Origin of the sequence: Afipia broomeae ATCC 49717 (genome assembly GCF_000314675.2) — a bacterium.
GTDB lineage: Bacteria > Pseudomonadota > Alphaproteobacteria > Rhizobiales > Xanthobacteraceae > Afipia > Afipia broomeae.
In genome coordinates this window covers 2,408,078-2,422,404 of record NZ_KB375282.1, presented here as the reverse complement: position 1 = coordinate 2,422,404, position 14,327 = coordinate 2,408,078, and the positions used below count along the sequence as shown (strand labels likewise).

Here is a 14,327-nt window from a genome sequence, read left to right as displayed (position 1 = left end):
GTGAAATGGTCCCGCAGGAGAAGCGCGAAGCATTCCGTGCCATCCTGTCGGGCCGCGAGGTCATACGTCCCGGTTCGGTCTACGATCCGATCTCGGCGCGCATTGCCGAGGACGTCGGGTTCGAGCTTGGACTGCTCGGCGGCTCCGCTGCGTCGCTGACCATCCTCGGCGATCCCGATCTGCTGCTGATTACACTGTCGGAGCTTGCCGAGCAGGTGCGGCGCATTTGCCGCGCAGGGAAAATCCCCGTGCTGGTCGATGCCGATCATGGCTATGGCAACGCGCTCAACGTCCGCCGCACGGTGCAGGAGCTTGAAGCAGCTGGCGCCGCCGGATTGACCATCGAAGATACCTTGCTGCCGCAGGCTTATGGGCAGGCCAAGTCGCAGGTGATCTCGATCGAGGAAGGTGTCGGCAAGATGAAGGCGGCGCTGGACGGGCGCTCCGATCTGTCGCTGGTGATTGTCGGCCGCACCGGCGCCGCGTCGATCACCAGCATCGACGACACGGTGGCGCGTGCGAGAGCCTATGAGACCGCTGGCGTCGATGCGCTGTTTTTCACCGGTCTGAAAACCCGCGCCGAACTTCAGGCCATCGCGGCTGCGACCAAGCTGCCGATCATCATGGGAAGCGCCGATGGCGAACTCGCCGATACGGCGTTCCTTGCCAGCCAGCGCGTGCGTGTCGCCAATCAGGGCCACCAGCCGATCGCGGCGGCCACGCAGGCTGTTTACGAGACTCAGAAAGCGCTGCGCGATGGCGTTGCTCCGAAGGATTTGAAGGGACTGCCGTCAGCGGAACTCACCAACCGCGTAATGCGCAGCGCCCAGGTGAAAATTCGCAACGACGATTTCCTCGGACTGAAGAAATAAAACGCGAGGCCGAAGCGATGAGCGGTGTCATTCGTCACATCATCGTTCGAGGGAAGGTGCAGGGCGTTGGATACCGCGCCTGGATCGAGGGCGAGGCCGTGGCGCGAGGGCTCGCGGGATGGGCGCGCAACCGCAAGGACGGCACGGTGGAAGCGGTGCTGTCCGGCTCCGAATCCGATGTGGCGGCGCTGATCGAAAAATGCCGGCATGGGCCAGGCATGGCCCACGTAACGGCGGTCGATAACGAGCCTGCCGGTGAGGACATGCTGAACCTGCGCACGCCGGGTGAACGGTTCTCGATTCTGCCGACGATCTGACGCAGGAACGCCGTTACATCGCAGGCAAGCTTGCGGCCGCGCCCCGCAGTGCCGCGGCCTGATTTGCGCAGGTCTGAGAGCGCCTTCGGGATGCAAAATCCTCGAAGGCCTCCCTCTGCTTCAGAGGCTTTGATCGAGGCCGATGTGCGGAGCGGTCTTTAAGATGCTGTTCCGCTGGGCAAGGGCCAGACTGTAGTCGGGCTTGAGCGCGAGGGCTGAATCGAAGCTTGAAAGCGCTTCCTGATGCCGCCCGAGCTGCTGAAGAGCGATACCGCGGTTGTAGTGAAGTATTGCAACGGCCGGCTGCAAGCCGATCGCTTGCCGGAGCTGCTGTTCAGCAGCTTCGTATTTGTGCTGCTGGAGGAGGGCGACGCCGAGGAGATACATCGCATCGGCGTGTTTCGGCTCGGCTTCCAGGATCGCCCGATAGGCTCTTTCCGCTTCCGCAATCTGCCCGCGCTGATGGAAGCCCTTGGCCGTGGCGAGATTGGCCGGCACCGCGCGCCGCCGCTCGGCGTCAAGGCTCTTCAGCAATTGCGCCGCGTCGGCATGACGTGGGTCGGCATCCAAAATCTGACGGCAGGCCTGCGCTGCTCCCTCGAGGCTGCCTTCCTTTTTCATTCGCAACGCGCGATCGAAAACCACCGATAAGGTCAGAGGCTCGAGTGTGCCGCGAAGGTTGCGCTGGTCACGCGTGCTCACGCGCAGGCATTCGACCCGGCGCTCGATTCCGCCGAAGTCGTACTTGTAGGGGAAGTCGCCGGTCTGGAGATCGTAGACCGCGAAGCCGTTCTCAATCCCCCAGCGGACGCATTGCAGATGAAGAACGAAACCGGGAGGCGGGCGCTTCACGTTCAGATCGCGTCCATTCAGCAGGCTGATCAGCGAGCGGTTTTTCCAGTCGATAAGGCTCGCCTGAATGCCGGCCCGGTTTTCTCCCTGCCAGAGAATTGGCAGGTACAGCGCATTGTCAGCGAAGCAGCACCGCAGCATGTTGCGGAAGTTGTTCATCATGCCGTAGGGCAGCCGCGGATTGTATCGCGCGGCGAGCTTGGCGGCCCATTGCAGTTCCCAGAACTTCAGAAGGGCCTCGATGTCGTCTTCGATCGTCTCCGCGGTGGGGGTGGTGATTTTGTATTCGCCGTCCTCAGCCTGTCTCAATGCGGCGCGTGCATTTCGCCGCGCTTTCGTATCGAGCCGCTCGTACAGGAAAGCGTCCCAGCTATCGGGCAGGTTCACATAGACATAGATGTCGTGATCGATGCCGTCGCCATCATCCGGGCGCTGGATCTTTTCCGTGACGAAGTCGGATGACGGAAATTCGTTCAGGAAGAGGGCAAGCCGTTCCGGCGAGGCGAAGATGTTCTCCAGGTGGAGTCTTGCCCAGTTCAGCCGCTTGGTATGATCCGCGAAAGCGGGGATGATGCTCCGATCGAGCTTGGGATCGCAGATGAAGCCGGTATAGCCGGCGAAATAGCCGCCGCCGGTGCGCAGTTCGTTGTGGAACGTGCCGTCCCGCCGTTGTTCAGTCCGCAGTTGCAGCGGGAAGAACCCGACATAGTCGGATGAATTGGCGTCCGCTTTCGCGGCCAGGACGATCCACTGGCAGCCGAGCTTTTCAAACCACCCCGCAATCCATGTCCAGGACATGTAGAGCTGCGCTTCGGGGTCCGCCTGATACACAGCCTCCCAATTGCTCCGAACGCGGAGCAACATGTCCCGGCTTTTGATCACATCCACATGCATGGCGTTGACCTTTGCTCCTGGGAGCGCTGGCGCACGAATGAGAAGTGTCTGCAGGCGAAGGCTGTTCTGACCGTATTCCTTGCTTAAATTCCAAGACTGGCCCGATTACGCCACGGAAGGGCGGCTTTTGGCAAGGCTGTCCCGGTTTGCCTCAGGCGCCAAAGACGTCCCTGAAGGCCTGCTTCAGGGCCACGTCCACATCGGCCATGGTCACTGGCAGGCCGAGATCGACCAGGCTGGTGACGCCGTAGCGGTGGTCTTCGACGCCGCAGGGAACGATGCCCGAAAAGTGCGCGAGATCCGGCTCGACGTTGATCGAGATACCATGCAATGAAACCCAGCGCTTCAGGCGCACGCCGATCGCGCCGATCTTGTCTTCATAAGCTGGGCCTTTCTCGGGCCGCGCCACCCAGACGCCGACACGGTCCTCGCGCCGCTCGCCGCGCACGTTAAAGGCGGCGAGGGTGCGAATCGTGAATTGCTCGAGGCTGGCGACATAGGCACGAACGTCGGGACGGCGGCGCTTCAGATCGAGCATCAGATAGACCACCCGCTGGCCGGGGCCATGATAGGTGAACTGCCCGCCGCGCCCCGCTGCAAACACGGGAAATCGCGCATCGAGCAGGTCCGCGGCCTTGGCGCTGGTACCGGATGTGTAGAGCGGGGGGTGTTCGAGCAGCCAGACCAGCTCAGGCGCGTTCCCGGTGGCGATGTCCGCAACGCGCTTTTCCATGGTCTCTACAGCGTCCTGATAGGCCACCGGCGAATCCGCCACCCGCCACTCGGCGGGCGGGCCGGAGCGGGGGAAAAACGACGTCAAAGCAAGGTCTTCGCGGCGCTCCTGGAGCATATTAACCATTGGGTAACCATAATCGTGCTGATCTGCGTCCATCATTCATGTGTGGGTGTCAAATCAAAGTGGCAACTCTCGATAACGTCTCGGTGGATCTGATGGTGGTTCTGGGGACCACGTCGATGCCCGTCCATCAGGTGATGCGGCTCAGCCGCGGCGCGATCATCGAACTCGACGCGACCGAGCAGGACGAGGTCAAGGTGCTCGCCAACAACCTGCCCATCGCCAGCGGTGTCGTGGTCGTCAACCGCAATCGCATCGCGGTTGAAGTCAAGCAGATGTTGCCCCGGACGCCCGATAACAGATAGTCGGGAAAAGCCTTGCCGAACCATCGGCCTAGGCCTTGTCCCCCTAATCTCGATTTGTTACACGGGCGCCGTTGATCCGCGCCGGGTGCGAATCCGGGCCGATCTTCTAGCGCTCGTGGCGGAATTGGTAGACGCGCTGCCTTGAGGTGGCAGTCCGTAACAGGGTGGGGGTTCGAGTCCCTCCGAGCGCACCATACTATAGCCAAACCATTGAAATGGCTGATCTTGCTGGCCCAGAGGCCTCGCGAACGCGCGGCGCGGGTTTGCATGCGGTCGACGGCCCCGTGAGTTCCGCCGTCGCGGGCGCTCGCATTTCGCGCCCTATGCGACCACGTCCTAAAATCCCCGGACCTATTCGGCTGATTTCTTCAGGTCTTCAAGATCGGGATCTCTGTCAGGGTCCTGGTCAGGATGGTCCCAAGGCTCATCCAAAATCTCTTCAGGCTCGTCACCTGCTTCGCCTTTTGCCGGCTTCTTTGGATCATTCATCTGACGCCCCTGTGGTTAGCTGCGGTTAGACCAGTACGGCCCTGTAACCTTTCGCAGATCGTCCTCTGCCTTCCGCGCGGCCCGGTAATCTTCCAGAAATTCGATGTTCGTGTACGCGCCCTGCTTGGCGAGCAGGTGATAGACGCTGCCGATGTGGCGCAGCCAGAACTTTGGCGGACCGGGCGGCAAGCGCCTGGCCTCCAGGATCGTCTTTCTGGCATGAGCCATGAGATAGTCGGTTGCGTCTGACATGCAGGAACAACGGCGTTGAGACCGCGGTGTTCCATCCGGGCGTGTAGGAAGGGCTCCCTTGGCTTCAACCATGGGGCACACCCCTTACGCGGTGGATGAACAGCAGGAGGTCAACGAAGTCTGATCCATGCAGGCGCGTGATCGCTCGCGCCGTCTTCTGCACGAACGTCGGCATCGACGCCGCCCTCGATCAGCTTGGGCGCCAGATTTTTGCTCAGCAAAAGGTGATCCAGCCGAAGCCCGTCGTCGCGCTCGAAGCGGTTTCGCCAATAGGTCCAAAACGTATAGACCCGTTCGTCGCCGTAGAGTTCACGAAGGGAGTCAGTCCAGCCTTTTGCCACCAGCGCGGCAAACGCTTTTCTCGGCGCCGGCTGCACGAGAGCATCCTTCGCCCACGACTTCGTCGGGTAGATATCCAGATCGTTGGGAGCAACATTGTAGTCACCGGCCAGGATGACCGGGTGACCTTGCTTCTGAAGCTTTGCTGCATGTTTCGCGAGGCGCGAAAACCATTCCATTTTGTAGTCGAACTTTGGACCGGGTTGAGGATTGCCGTTCGGCAGATAGATGCAGGCGACGAGGACGCCGTTGATTGCCGCTTCGATGTAGCGGGCCTGATGATCCGACGGATCGCCGGGAAGTCGCCGGGCTGTCGCAACCGGCATTGCGCCGTTGGCAAGGATCGCAACGCCGTTCCAGGATGTCTCGCTTTCCCAGATCGCTGAATAGCCAGCTTTCAGAAGCTCCTTTTCGGGAAAGGATGCGGGCGCACATTTCAATTCCTGAAGACACACTACATCCGGCTTGCTCCGCTTCAGCCATCTGAGAAGGTTCGGCAGCCGCTTGTTGACGTTGTTGATGTTGAAGGTCGCGATTTTCAAAGGCGAGTGTCCCCGTGAGACGCGTGAGGCATCACCTCGGAGCCTCGGCCATCGCTGCCAAGCACAACTCTATACTGCCTCAAATCGTCCAGTGCTCGCCGGGCGGTTTTTGTTCACCGGATATTCGGACCGGCCGGCACATCGGTGCGGCTGCCGGTTTTGATCGGCGCGGTGAGGGGCTTGAATGTTCCGTCGCTTGCCCGGACCGGATGACTGCCCGGAAGGCGTGCGAGGCTTCGCGGCCTCGCCGCGGCGGAAATGTCCGTGCGTGCGGGCTTGCCCAAAAGCGGCGCGTTGGATGGCTGCAACATATGGACGGACGCCCGCGGGGCCATCTTCTGCTGCGCCAGCCAGACCGAACGCACCGACCGCGGAGCATCATGGAGCGGTGTTTCTGCCACTCCGAACACAAAGCCGCTCGGAGTCTTCGCCGCGATATTGGGGCCGTGAATCCAGTACGGAACCCATTGCGCGGGATCGGTGACGGTCTTTGGCCGTTCCGGCGTTGCCGGAACAACGTGGACGACGCGGTAACCGCGCGTCTTCAACTCGCGAAGGATCACAGGCAGCGCGGCTTGTGTCCGCGCCTGAATGTCGTGCAGCAGCAGGACGCCTTTGCCTTTGGCTTCGAGCCGCGACAGCGCGTAGTTGACGACCTGCGTTGAGGAAATATGCCGCCAGTCGTCAGCGGGGAAATCGGCACTCCAGGTCATCAGGCCGCGCTTGGCCAGTTCGGCTTCGAGCAGATCGCCGCGGCGCAAGCCGGGAATCCGGAAGAACGGGGCAAGCTGCGAAGGATCGGCGAGGGCGGCTGAGACGTGGGCTATGCCGTCATCGATTTCAGCGCTCATACGCTCCGGTGGCAGTTTGCCGAAGAAAGTCGGATGGTTCTCGCTGTGGGTGCCGATGGTGTGCCCGGCATCGTGGATGCGGCGCACGTCCTGCGGAAATTCTTTCGCCATCCGGCCGACCAGAAAGAAAGTCGCCTTGACGCATTGCGCGGCAAGGATGTCGAGAATGGCGTTGGTGTGAGCCGGCAGCGGGCCGTCGTCGAAGGTCAGGACCACCTCATGATCTTCCAGCGGCAGAGTCTCGCCGTACTGCATGGTGCCGATCCGCGAATGCTCCTTCGGATCGACAACGATGGTGCGCGAGGTGCCGAGCGCGTCCGCCTTGCATTCGGCGGCCTGAGCAACGGTGGCCCCGAACGAGGCTGTGGCCATGGACAGGCCAAGTGCTGTGAGGAGTGCGGTACAGGCTCCGCTTGCGGTTCGGCGCATGGGCAATCCGTGATGGCGCGAGACCATCCTGCTTACCGCCGGGCCTCTGAACGCATGCTTAATTCGGCGGGTATTCCTAACGGTCATTCAACGTACTCTTGACCGGCCGCGGCGGGACGAGATGAACGACCTTGTAGCCGTTGCGCCGGAGGTACTGCAAAAACGCGGGCAACATTTTGGCGGTCTGTGCCTTGGTGTCGTGGAAAAGAATGATTCCCTTCCCCGCCTTGTCGAGCCGTTCGGTAATGAGGTTCAACTGCTGCTCCGGGGTCATCGGCTCCCAGTCGCTGGCCCAGAAGTCGGCGCCGAGAACCGCGATCCCGCGCGACTGAAGGCCGCTCAGCAGGGCGGGTGTCGACGCGAAGCCGGGAAAGCGGAAGAAAGGCGTCGTCGGGACGGAAGTTGCCTTACCGTGTAAAGCCTTCTCGTCGGCAACGATCCCGCGATCGATTTCCTCGATCGCCTGCGGCTGGCTAATCTTGTCCAGCCAGCGATGCGACCAGGTGTGGTGGCCGATGGTATGGCCTTCCGCAGCGATTTTCTTGACCATTCCCGGATTGGCTTCGGCATTCCTGCCGACCAGAAAAAATGTCGCCTGAACGCATTCAGCGGCCAGCGTGGCCAGAACTTTCGTCGTGGTCGGCGGGAAGGGGCCGTCGTCGAACGTCAGGACGACTTCCTTGTCCGCCAGCGGCAGGGTTTGCGGGAAGCTCTTCAGCCCGACGCGGGGAAATGCCTGCGGATCGACCGTCATGACACGCGAGGTGCCGAGCGCATCCTTACGCGGGCAGTCCGCAGCGTTGGCTGCTGAAACCGACGCGACTAAAGCGAGCAGTGCGGCCTTTAACACGGTCATGACAGAATTCCCGGACGCGCGGATTTCGCGCGCCGCACATTTAGCATTGCGCCCGGCGGTGTCGATTGGGTATTGCCTGAAACGCACACGCAAATCAGCAGACCTCCATTGAACCAGTGAGGCACGGCATGGCCGATCAACAAGACCTTGCCGAGGCGAATGCCGCTCACGATTCCGTGCTGGACCAATATCCCATGAGGGACGAAGACGGCGAAATTCGTCCCCGGTTCGTCGGGATGATTGCGGATGCGGTTCAACAAGGCGATTCCGCATTTCTTCAGAAAATCGTTGCAGAACTCCACGAGGCCGATCTCGGCGATCTGATCGAGGCGCTGGAGCCCGATCTGCGGCCGCGGCTGGTGGAGCTGACCGGTGCGGCCTTCGACTTCTCGGCGCTTAACGAGGTCGACGACACGGTTCGCGAGGAAATCCTCGAAGAGCTGGAGCCGGAAACGGTCGCCGAAGGCGTTCGCGAACTGGATTCCGACGACGCCGTTGAACTGCTTCAGGACCTCGACGAGGAAGACAAGGAAGAGATCCTTGAGAAGCTGCCGCAATCCGAGCGTGTCGCGCTGGAACGCAGTCTAGACTACCCGGAAAATTCCGCCGGCCGCCGCATGCAGACGGAGTGCATTTCGGTGCCGGACAACTGGACCGCGCTGCAAGCCATCGAATACATGCGGGACACGCCGGGACTGCCGGACCGGTTCTACGAGATTTACGTGGTCGACAGGGACAAGCGCCTGAAAGGCGCGGTGCCTCTCGATGCGTTGCTGCGCGCGCGGCGGCCGGGGCCGATCATGGATCTGGTCGACGAGGACCGCCGGCGGGTTTCAGATCACGAGGACATCGCGGAAGTCGCGCGGATGTTCGGCAAGTACAATCTTGTCGCCGCGCCGGTGACCGACAGCGAGGATCATCTCGTTGGCGTTATCACCATCGACGACGTCGTCGACGTGATCGAGGAGGAGGCCGACGAAAACATCAAGGCTCTCGGCGGCGTCGCCCGTGACGAAGAGCTGTCGGACTCGGTGTGGACCATCGCCAAGAGCCGGTTCAACTGGCTGCTGGTCAATCTGGCGACGGCGTTTCTTGCGTCGGGGGTGCTCGGCCTGTTCGAAGGCGAATTGCAGAAGATGGTCGCGTTGGCGGTGCTGGCGCCGATCGTGGCCAGTCAGGGCGGAAACGCGGCCACTCAGACCATGACGGTCGCAGTGCGCGCACTGGCGACGCGCGAACTCGGCTCAAACAATGCCTGGCGCGTTGTCATGCGTGAAGGTCTCGTCGGTCTGGTGAATGGGCTGGCATTCGCGGCTATCACCGGCGTGGCCGCTGCGGTGTGGTTCAAGACTTCGGGCCTTGGCATCGTTATCGGGCTCGCGATGATCTGCAATCTCGTCGCCGGCGCGCTCGGCGGCATTCTCATTCCGATGGCGCTTCAGCGCCTGCGCGCCGATCCAGCCGTTGCGTCAGGCACATTTGTGACGACGGTCACCGACATCGTCGGTTTCTTCGCGTTTCTTGGTATCGCGACGCTCTGGTTCGGACTCAAAAGTTAACGCTGCCCGTTTCGACATGGGTTCCTTGCGTTTGCATGGGTCTATGGGCACACCAGCGCCTCATTCTCGCCACCTGCCGCAATAAAACCAAATCATCGCATGCCGCAAAACATCGATGTTTTGGCGGCCTCTTAGAATCTTAGGCGAACGTGACGTTGTCGCACGCGACCGTCCATCACGCCAAAATCATCCGGAGCTAAAATTTTGATTAGAACAGTCACCGCCGTGGCGGCGCTTTGTGCGTTGTCCTCGATGGCCGAAGCGCGTGTTCGTGCACAGGCCGTCGCACCAGAATGCAACATCACGATGCCATGCATCGGAGTCGACAATCCTGTTCACGCGCGTCAGCGCGGTCAGCGTCGAGTGGAGCCCGCATTTTCCATGATGCAGCCAGCGGCGACGCCTCGGCTGAGCAGGCGGCAACAGCGGGCGCTTGAACGCGCTCAGCGCAACTTTGAACCGGCACCGCGTGCGGTCGCCGAGCGCGCGTCCTATGCATCGGAAGGATATTCCGCCGGTCTGGTCGGTCCGCTGGCCGCCAAGCTGGCATCGATTCAGGCAGCGTGTCCGGGAACGCAGGCAATCTCGGGCATTCGCCACACGCGCATCGCAGGAACGCGCCGGATGTCGCTCCATGCGCAGGGCAAGGCCGTGGACGTGCGTGGTCCCTATGGCTGCATCTATGCGCAGCTCAAGGGCTGGAGCGGCGGCTACTCGACCGATTCCGGGCGCGTGCAGCACATCCACATTTCCTATGACGATGCGGGCGGCCGTGAGATGGGCCTTCGCTTCGCTCATGGTGGCGGACGCCGTTCGTGGCGCGAAGCCAACGCGCGCATGCGATAACCTGAACGACAACCGTCCGGGAACATCGGCTTTCCGGACGGAGCTTTCTGTTAACCGTCGATTAACCATGTTGGGTTGACCCTCCGGTCTGCGGAGGTGTCACATGCAGCGGCTACGGCTGAAGGCAGATGGACGGATTGTGGAGGTGCTGGACGGGCGGGAAGCTCCGCTCGTGCCTGGCATGCCCGGCGGCAGCGCGCCATCACGTAGAGCCAACACAGCGCCGGTCGTGCGTGATCTGCGCCTTCGCGCAAAACTGACGCAGGCCGAATTTGCATCACGCCTCGGCGTTCCTCTCGAGACCATACGCAACTGGGAGCAGGGCAAGCGTTCACCGCGTGGTCCGGCGCGCGCGCTGCTGACCGTGATCGCTCACGAGCCCGATATGGTTTTCGCGGCACTTGCGCGTCGGCCTTGATCGGGCATGACGTTAATGTTTCGCCATGCAGCGTTCTTGGCAATGCGGCATGCGCGGCGCAAGATGGTGAGCCTTCCGGCATGGAACGACGCTGAGGCATGCGATGCACACCGTTGAAGCGAACGGCGCCAACATTCCGGCGATAGGTCTGGGAACCTGGGAACTACGCGATCGTGCCTGTGCGCGTATCGTCGAGCAGGCGCTTCGGCTTGGCTATCGCCATATCGATACAGCGCAGATTTACGAGAACGAGCGCGAAGTCGGTGAGGGCGTGCGCGCCTCCGGCATCAAGCGCGCCGACGTCTTTGTCACCACGAAAGTCTGGACCACCCATTTTGCGCCGAACGATCTGTTGCGCTCGACCAAGGAAAGCCTCGCGCGCCTGCGCATGACCGAAGTCGATCTGCTTCTGCTGCACTGGCCCAATCCGCAGGTGCCGCTGGAAGAAACGCTGGGCGGGCTTGTGGAGGCCCGGAAGCTGGGTCTCACACGTCACATCGGAGTGTCAAATTTCACCGTGGCGCTGATCGAGGAGGCTGTGACGAAAGCTGCGGCGCCGCTGGTTTGCAATCAGGTCGAGTATCATCCGTATCTCGACCAGAACAAGGTGCTTGCGGCGTGTCATGCCAACGGGCTGGCGCTGGTCGCGTACAGTCCGGTCGCTAAGGGGCGCGTTAAGAATGCGGAAGCGCTGAACCGGATCGGCGCGCGATACCGCAAGAGCGCGGCGCAGGTCTGTTTGCGCTGGCTGATCCAGCAGGACGTGGTGGCTATCCCGCGCACATCCAAGGTCGAGCGCCTGTCCGAAAATCTCGACATCTTCGATTTCAATCTGACTGACGACGAAATGACCGATATCTTCGCAATGGGGACGCGCGGCGGCCGCATCACAGATTTCGGTTTTGCCCCCAAATGGGATTGAGTGCGGCTTGATCTTGCCGCGGGGATCGCCCATTCAGGGCTGGCATGTTCTTCGCCGTCTCCAAGATACTTGGCTTCTTCGTCGTCCCGTCCAACGCGGTCGCAATGCTTTGCGCGCTCGGCGCGCTGCTGCTGCTGACGCGTTTCCGCAAGGCGGGGTCGCGCCTTCTCGGACTCGGCGTCATTTTTATGCTGGTCTTCGGCTATTCGTCGCTCGGCAATCTACTGCTGCTGCCCCTGACCGAACGCTTCCCGGCGTGGAGCGCGGCGGGCCGCACGCCGGACGGGATTATCGTTCTTGGCGGCTCCATCGATCCTGAGCGCAGTCAGGCGCGGGGCTCGCTGGAAATGGACGCGGCGGCCGAGCGCATCATTGCAATGCTGCAATTGGCCCGTCGCTATCCGCAAGCGCGTATTGTCTTCAGTGGCGGCAGCGCGAACCTGATTCAGGAGCCGGTATCGGAGGCGCCGATCGCGGGCGATCTGTTACAGGACTTCGGAACACCGGCTTCGCGCATTGTGCTGGAAGGGGATTCTCGTACCACTGCCGAGAATGCGGAGTTCACGCGGAAGCTGGTTTCACCAAAGCCGGGCGAGCGATGGCTGCTTGTGACATCGGCATTTCACATGCCGCGCTCCATTGGTGTGTTTCGCAAGGCCGGCTTCGAGGTCGAAGCCTATCCGGTGGATTGGCGCACGCGCGGCTGGAACGATGCGACGATGCCGTTTACGGCATTGAGCGCCGGCCTGGCGCGTACCGACGTCGCCGTTCATGAGTGGATCGGGCTGATCGCCTATTGGGCGACGGGGCGCAGCAGCGAGTTTTTTCCCGGACCGCGCAAGATTAACTAGGCCTGATCCCGCAGCATGCCATCGGGCTTGACCCGAGGCGGCGCCGGTTTTCGGATCAGGTCATGCCCATGTTTAATCGTGCCGCGGCAGGCCGAGGCGATAGACGCCGCGAAAATCATTCGGGTCGGCGGGTTTGCCCTTGCGGTAGATCACAAGGCGGCCTGCCTGTGCGAGGGCCACAGCGGACCTTCTGATCGGCACCAGCAGCCCATGCCAGTCGTCGCCGGCCGCAATGGCGTGAGCGATCTCCGGCGCGCTGAGAGTCTTTGCCTCGGCGCGCGCCAGCACGCCGAGAATGGCGTCGTCGAGCGACAGGCTATCGAGAGCTTTCGAATCGGAATGGTTCATGACCATGCCATGACGCATCCGAACCCGCGCGGCAAGCGCGCAGGGTGCTATTTCGACATCGCGCGATAGGCGTCGGAATCGAACTGGCGGCGCCAGATCACGACCACGATGGCCAACGTGGTTGCGATCAGGACCCATGGACTGATGAACCAGCCGAGATAGCCCAGCGCGAACAGGAACGCGCGTTGGCCGCGATTGAAGTGCCGTCCCGCCGACTGGAACAGCTTTGTGGTTCGCATCACATGTGATTGCGCTTCGGGCGTGTCGCGCTTCTCGGCAAAGGGCATCGCCCCGAGCAGGATAGCGACGTAGTTGAACAGGCGATAGGCCCATGAGAATTTGAAAAACGCATAGACGAAGATCACGATCAGCCCGACGCATTTGATCTCCCACAGCGCAGGAGAGCTTCGGATGCCCAGCGGGAGCGTGGCGAGCACCGACATGGCTTCTTCGGTCGATCGCAGCAACGTCAGTCCGCCGCCGATCGCCAGCAACGTGGTCGATGCAAAGAAGGCTGTGCCATTCTGCAGGGAGGCCATGATCTGCATGTCGACCATCCGCGCTTCGCGATCGAGGATGCGCCGGACCCACACCTCGCGATAGATGCTCATGCGGGCGTTCAGGCTGTTGCGTCCATGCGCGGTGCGTTCAAGCGTGACCGCGTAGACCATCCAAGCCAGGACGAAGAACGCGATCGCCACGAGGTCGGCAGTTGCAAACAGGTTCACGATTCGATGCCTTCTGAATGATGCCTGTCACGATAGACAGGAAGCCAGCCGCTGCGAAGCAGTTTTGACGTTTTCCGGGGGCTGGTTGCGTGCCGCGCGCCGGGCGTGGCAAGGTCGACTCTGCAGGGAGAACTCAATCGATGGCTTTGACGCTCGTTATCGGGAACAAGAACTATTCCTCATGGTCGATGCGGCCGTGGATGGCCCTGAAAGGGACGGGAATCTCCTTCGACGAGATCGTCATTCCGCTCTACACCGGTGATGCGGACAAGCAGCGCATTCTGGATGTCACCCGGTCGGGCAAGGTTCCGGCGCTGGTCGACGGCGACATCACGGTCTGGGATTCGCTGGCGATCATCGAATACGCCGCCGAGCGATTTCCGGATGCGCGTCTGTGGCCGCAGGACGTCGTGGCGCGTGCTCATGCACGCTCGATCTCGGCAGAGATGCATTCCGGCTTCATGGCGCTTCGCAACGAATGCGGCATGAACATTCATCGTCCGATCCGCTCAAAGCCGCTCTCCGACGATGCCAGGGCGAACATCGCGCGCATCCAGCAGATCTGGACCGAATGCCGGGCCCGGTACGGCGGGCAGGGGCCATATCTGTTCGGCGCCTTCAGCGGTGCGGATGCGATGTACGCGCCGGTTGTCCATCGGTTCCGGACCTATGCCATCAATGTAACGCCGCCGGTGCGCGACTATATGGAAACGATGCAGGCGAATGCAGCTTTCCGGGAATGGAGCGATGCGGCTCTGGCCGAGACGCTGCTTATCGAAAGATTCGAGATCGATTGAACCG

The 14,327-nt window shown here is 61.7% G+C and carries 18 protein-coding genes and 1 tRNA gene; 10 read left to right on the top strand and 9 right to left on the bottom strand.

Translation table 11 applies throughout. The features are described 5' to 3' along the window. Positions 1-5 precede the first annotated feature (5 nt). Both HMPREF9695_RS11230 and HMPREF9695_RS11225 read left to right on the top strand, forming a co-directional pair. Positions 6-872, top strand: coding sequence for an isocitrate lyase/PEP mutase family protein (locus HMPREF9695_RS11230; RefSeq protein WP_006020978.1), 867 nt, complete (start codon positions 6-8; stop codon positions 870-872). A gap of 17 nt (positions 873-889) precedes the next feature. After that, positions 890-1,189 (top strand): acylphosphatase, encoded by a 300-nt coding sequence (locus HMPREF9695_RS11225; protein WP_006020977.1) that lies wholly within the window; start codon positions 890-892, stop codon positions 1,187-1,189. Between the two features lie 120 nt (positions 1,190-1,309). On the opposite strand, the gene HMPREF9695_RS11220 is transcribed toward HMPREF9695_RS11225, so the two are convergent. Next, positions 1,310-2,905: a GNAT family N-acetyltransferase gene (locus tag HMPREF9695_RS11220; protein WP_245258744.1), complete on the bottom strand. Its 1,596-nt coding sequence runs from the start codon at positions 2,903-2,905 to the stop codon at positions 1,310-1,312. A 181-nt stretch (positions 2,906-3,086) separates the two neighbouring features. Next, positions 3,087-3,794: a lipoyl(octanoyl) transferase LipB gene (gene lipB / locus HMPREF9695_RS11215; RefSeq protein ID WP_041711699.1), complete on the bottom strand. Its 708-nt coding sequence runs from the start codon at positions 3,792-3,794 to the stop codon at positions 3,087-3,089. 38 nt (positions 3,795-3,832) lie between these two features. Between lipB and HMPREF9695_RS11210 the strand changes: the two genes are divergently transcribed. Then, positions 3,833-4,096, top strand: coding sequence for a FliM/FliN family flagellar motor switch protein (locus HMPREF9695_RS11210; protein ID WP_006020974.1), 264 nt, complete (start codon positions 3,833-3,835; stop codon positions 4,094-4,096). A 109-nt stretch (positions 4,097-4,205) separates the two neighbouring features. Further along, positions 4,206-4,290: transfer RNA gene (locus HMPREF9695_RS11205), tRNA-Leu, on the top strand. A 157-nt stretch (positions 4,291-4,447) separates the two neighbouring features. Here the strand turns inward: HMPREF9695_RS11205 and HMPREF9695_RS26355 are convergent. The 5 genes from HMPREF9695_RS26355 to HMPREF9695_RS11185 all read right to left on the bottom strand — a co-directional run bounded on the left by HMPREF9695_RS26355 (position 4,448) and on the right by HMPREF9695_RS11185 (position 7,854). After that, a complete protein-coding gene (locus HMPREF9695_RS26355; protein WP_157223929.1) occupies positions 4,448-4,585 on the bottom strand; it encodes a hypothetical protein in 138 nt (45 codons plus the stop codon). 15 nt (positions 4,586-4,600) lie between these two features. Then, entirely contained in the window at positions 4,601-4,813 is a 213-nt protein-coding gene (locus HMPREF9695_RS11200) for a hypothetical protein (protein WP_244434521.1), read from the bottom strand. A gap of 134 nt (positions 4,814-4,947) precedes the next feature. Beyond that, positions 4,948-5,718, bottom strand: a complete 771-nt coding sequence (locus HMPREF9695_RS11195) for an exodeoxyribonuclease III (RefSeq protein WP_006020971.1) — start codon at positions 5,716-5,718, stop codon at positions 4,948-4,950. A gap of 113 nt (positions 5,719-5,831) precedes the next feature. Continuing rightward, positions 5,832-6,998 carry a polysaccharide deacetylase family protein gene (locus HMPREF9695_RS11190; protein WP_006020970.1) on the bottom strand — a complete coding sequence of 389 codons (1,167 nt, stop codon included), beginning with the start codon at positions 6,996-6,998 and terminating at the stop codon, positions 5,832-5,834. 76 nt (positions 6,999-7,074) lie between these two features. Next, positions 7,075-7,854 carry a polysaccharide deacetylase family protein gene (locus HMPREF9695_RS11185; protein ID WP_041711697.1) on the bottom strand — a complete coding sequence of 260 codons (780 nt, stop codon included), beginning with the start codon at positions 7,852-7,854 and terminating at the stop codon, positions 7,075-7,077. Positions 7,855-7,982: 128 nt separating this feature from the next. Between HMPREF9695_RS11185 and mgtE the strand changes: the two genes are divergently transcribed. From mgtE to HMPREF9695_RS11160, 5 genes are all read left to right on the top strand, one after another. Next, positions 7,983-9,413: a magnesium transporter gene (gene mgtE / locus HMPREF9695_RS11180; protein ID WP_006020967.1), complete on the top strand. Its 1,431-nt coding sequence runs from the start codon at positions 7,983-7,985 to the stop codon at positions 9,411-9,413. 381 nt (positions 9,414-9,794) lie between these two features. Further along, positions 9,795-10,259 carry a hypothetical protein gene (locus HMPREF9695_RS11175; RefSeq protein WP_006020966.1) on the top strand — a complete coding sequence of 155 codons (465 nt, stop codon included), beginning with the start codon at positions 9,795-9,797 and terminating at the stop codon, positions 10,257-10,259. Positions 10,260-10,362: 103 nt separating this feature from the next. Beyond that, the gene (locus HMPREF9695_RS11170) at positions 10,363-10,677 is read left to right on the top strand and encodes a helix-turn-helix domain-containing protein (protein ID WP_006020965.1); all 315 of its coding nucleotides are present in this window, start codon (positions 10,363-10,365) and stop codon (positions 10,675-10,677) included. 103 nt (positions 10,678-10,780) lie between these two features. After that, a complete protein-coding gene (locus HMPREF9695_RS11165; protein ID WP_006020964.1) occupies positions 10,781-11,599 on the top strand; it encodes an aldo/keto reductase in 819 nt (272 codons plus the stop codon). 44 nt (positions 11,600-11,643) lie between these two features. Then, positions 11,644-12,450 (top strand): YdcF family protein, encoded by an 807-nt coding sequence (locus HMPREF9695_RS11160; protein WP_006020963.1) that lies wholly within the window; start codon positions 11,644-11,646, stop codon positions 12,448-12,450. Positions 12,451-12,522: 72 nt separating this feature from the next. On the opposite strand, the gene HMPREF9695_RS11155 is transcribed toward HMPREF9695_RS11160, so the two are convergent. After that, the gene (locus HMPREF9695_RS11155) at positions 12,523-12,798 is read right to left on the bottom strand and encodes a DUF3253 domain-containing protein (RefSeq protein WP_024921500.1); all 276 of its coding nucleotides are present in this window, start codon (positions 12,796-12,798) and stop codon (positions 12,523-12,525) included. A 47-nt stretch (positions 12,799-12,845) separates the two neighbouring features. After that, entirely contained in the window at positions 12,846-13,526 is a 681-nt protein-coding gene (locus HMPREF9695_RS11150) for a DUF599 domain-containing protein (protein WP_006020960.1), read from the bottom strand. Between the two features lie 140 nt (positions 13,527-13,666). Between HMPREF9695_RS11150 and HMPREF9695_RS11145 the strand changes: the two genes are divergently transcribed. Further along, positions 13,667-14,323, top strand: coding sequence for a glutathione S-transferase family protein (locus HMPREF9695_RS11145; RefSeq protein WP_006020959.1), 657 nt, complete (start codon positions 13,667-13,669; stop codon positions 14,321-14,323). Positions 14,324-14,327: the final 4 nt, after the last annotated feature.

What these genes read in the sequence shown, in the direction of transcription:
- HMPREF9695_RS11230 (WP_006020978.1), top strand. Translation starts at nt 6, where the DNA reads ATGGTCCCGCAGGAGAAGCGCGAAGCATTCCGTGCCATCCTGTCGGGC.
- HMPREF9695_RS11225 (WP_006020977.1), top strand. Translation starts at nt 890, where the DNA reads ATGAGCGGTGTCATTCGTCACATCATCGTTCGAGGGAAGGTGCAGGGC.
- HMPREF9695_RS11220 (WP_245258744.1), bottom strand. Translation starts at nt 2,905, where the DNA reads ATGTTGCTCCGCGTTCGGAGCAATTGGGAGGCTGTGTATCAGGCGGAC.
- lipB (WP_041711699.1), bottom strand. Translation starts at nt 3,794, where the DNA reads ATGGTTAATATGCTCCAGGAGCGCCGCGAAGACCTTGCTTTGACGTCG.
- HMPREF9695_RS11210 (WP_006020974.1), top strand. Translation starts at nt 3,833, where the DNA reads ATGTGTGGGTGTCAAATCAAAGTGGCAACTCTCGATAACGTCTCGGTG.
- HMPREF9695_RS26355 (WP_157223929.1), bottom strand. Translation starts at nt 4,585, where the DNA reads ATGAATGATCCAAAGAAGCCGGCAAAAGGCGAAGCAGGTGACGAGCCT.
- HMPREF9695_RS11200 (WP_244434521.1), bottom strand. Translation starts at nt 4,813, where the DNA reads ATGGCTCATGCCAGAAAGACGATCCTGGAGGCCAGGCGCTTGCCGCCC.
- HMPREF9695_RS11190 (WP_006020970.1), bottom strand. Translation starts at nt 6,998, where the DNA reads ATGCGCCGAACCGCAAGCGGAGCCTGTACCGCACTCCTCACAGCACTT.
- HMPREF9695_RS11185 (WP_041711697.1), bottom strand. Translation starts at nt 7,854, where the DNA reads ATGACCGTGTTAAAGGCCGCACTGCTCGCTTTAGTCGCGTCGGTTTCA.
- mgtE (WP_006020967.1), top strand. Translation starts at nt 7,983, where the DNA reads ATGGCCGATCAACAAGACCTTGCCGAGGCGAATGCCGCTCACGATTCC.
- HMPREF9695_RS11175 (WP_006020966.1), top strand. Translation starts at nt 9,795, where the DNA reads ATGATGCAGCCAGCGGCGACGCCTCGGCTGAGCAGGCGGCAACAGCGG.
- HMPREF9695_RS11170 (WP_006020965.1), top strand. Translation starts at nt 10,363, where the DNA reads ATGCAGCGGCTACGGCTGAAGGCAGATGGACGGATTGTGGAGGTGCTG.
- HMPREF9695_RS11165 (WP_006020964.1), top strand. Translation starts at nt 10,781, where the DNA reads ATGCACACCGTTGAAGCGAACGGCGCCAACATTCCGGCGATAGGTCTG.
- HMPREF9695_RS11160 (WP_006020963.1), top strand. Translation starts at nt 11,644, where the DNA reads ATGTTCTTCGCCGTCTCCAAGATACTTGGCTTCTTCGTCGTCCCGTCC.
- HMPREF9695_RS11155 (WP_024921500.1), bottom strand. Translation starts at nt 12,798, where the DNA reads ATGAACCATTCCGATTCGAAAGCTCTCGATAGCCTGTCGCTCGACGAC.
- HMPREF9695_RS11145 (WP_006020959.1), top strand. Translation starts at nt 13,667, where the DNA reads ATGGCTTTGACGCTCGTTATCGGGAACAAGAACTATTCCTCATGGTCG.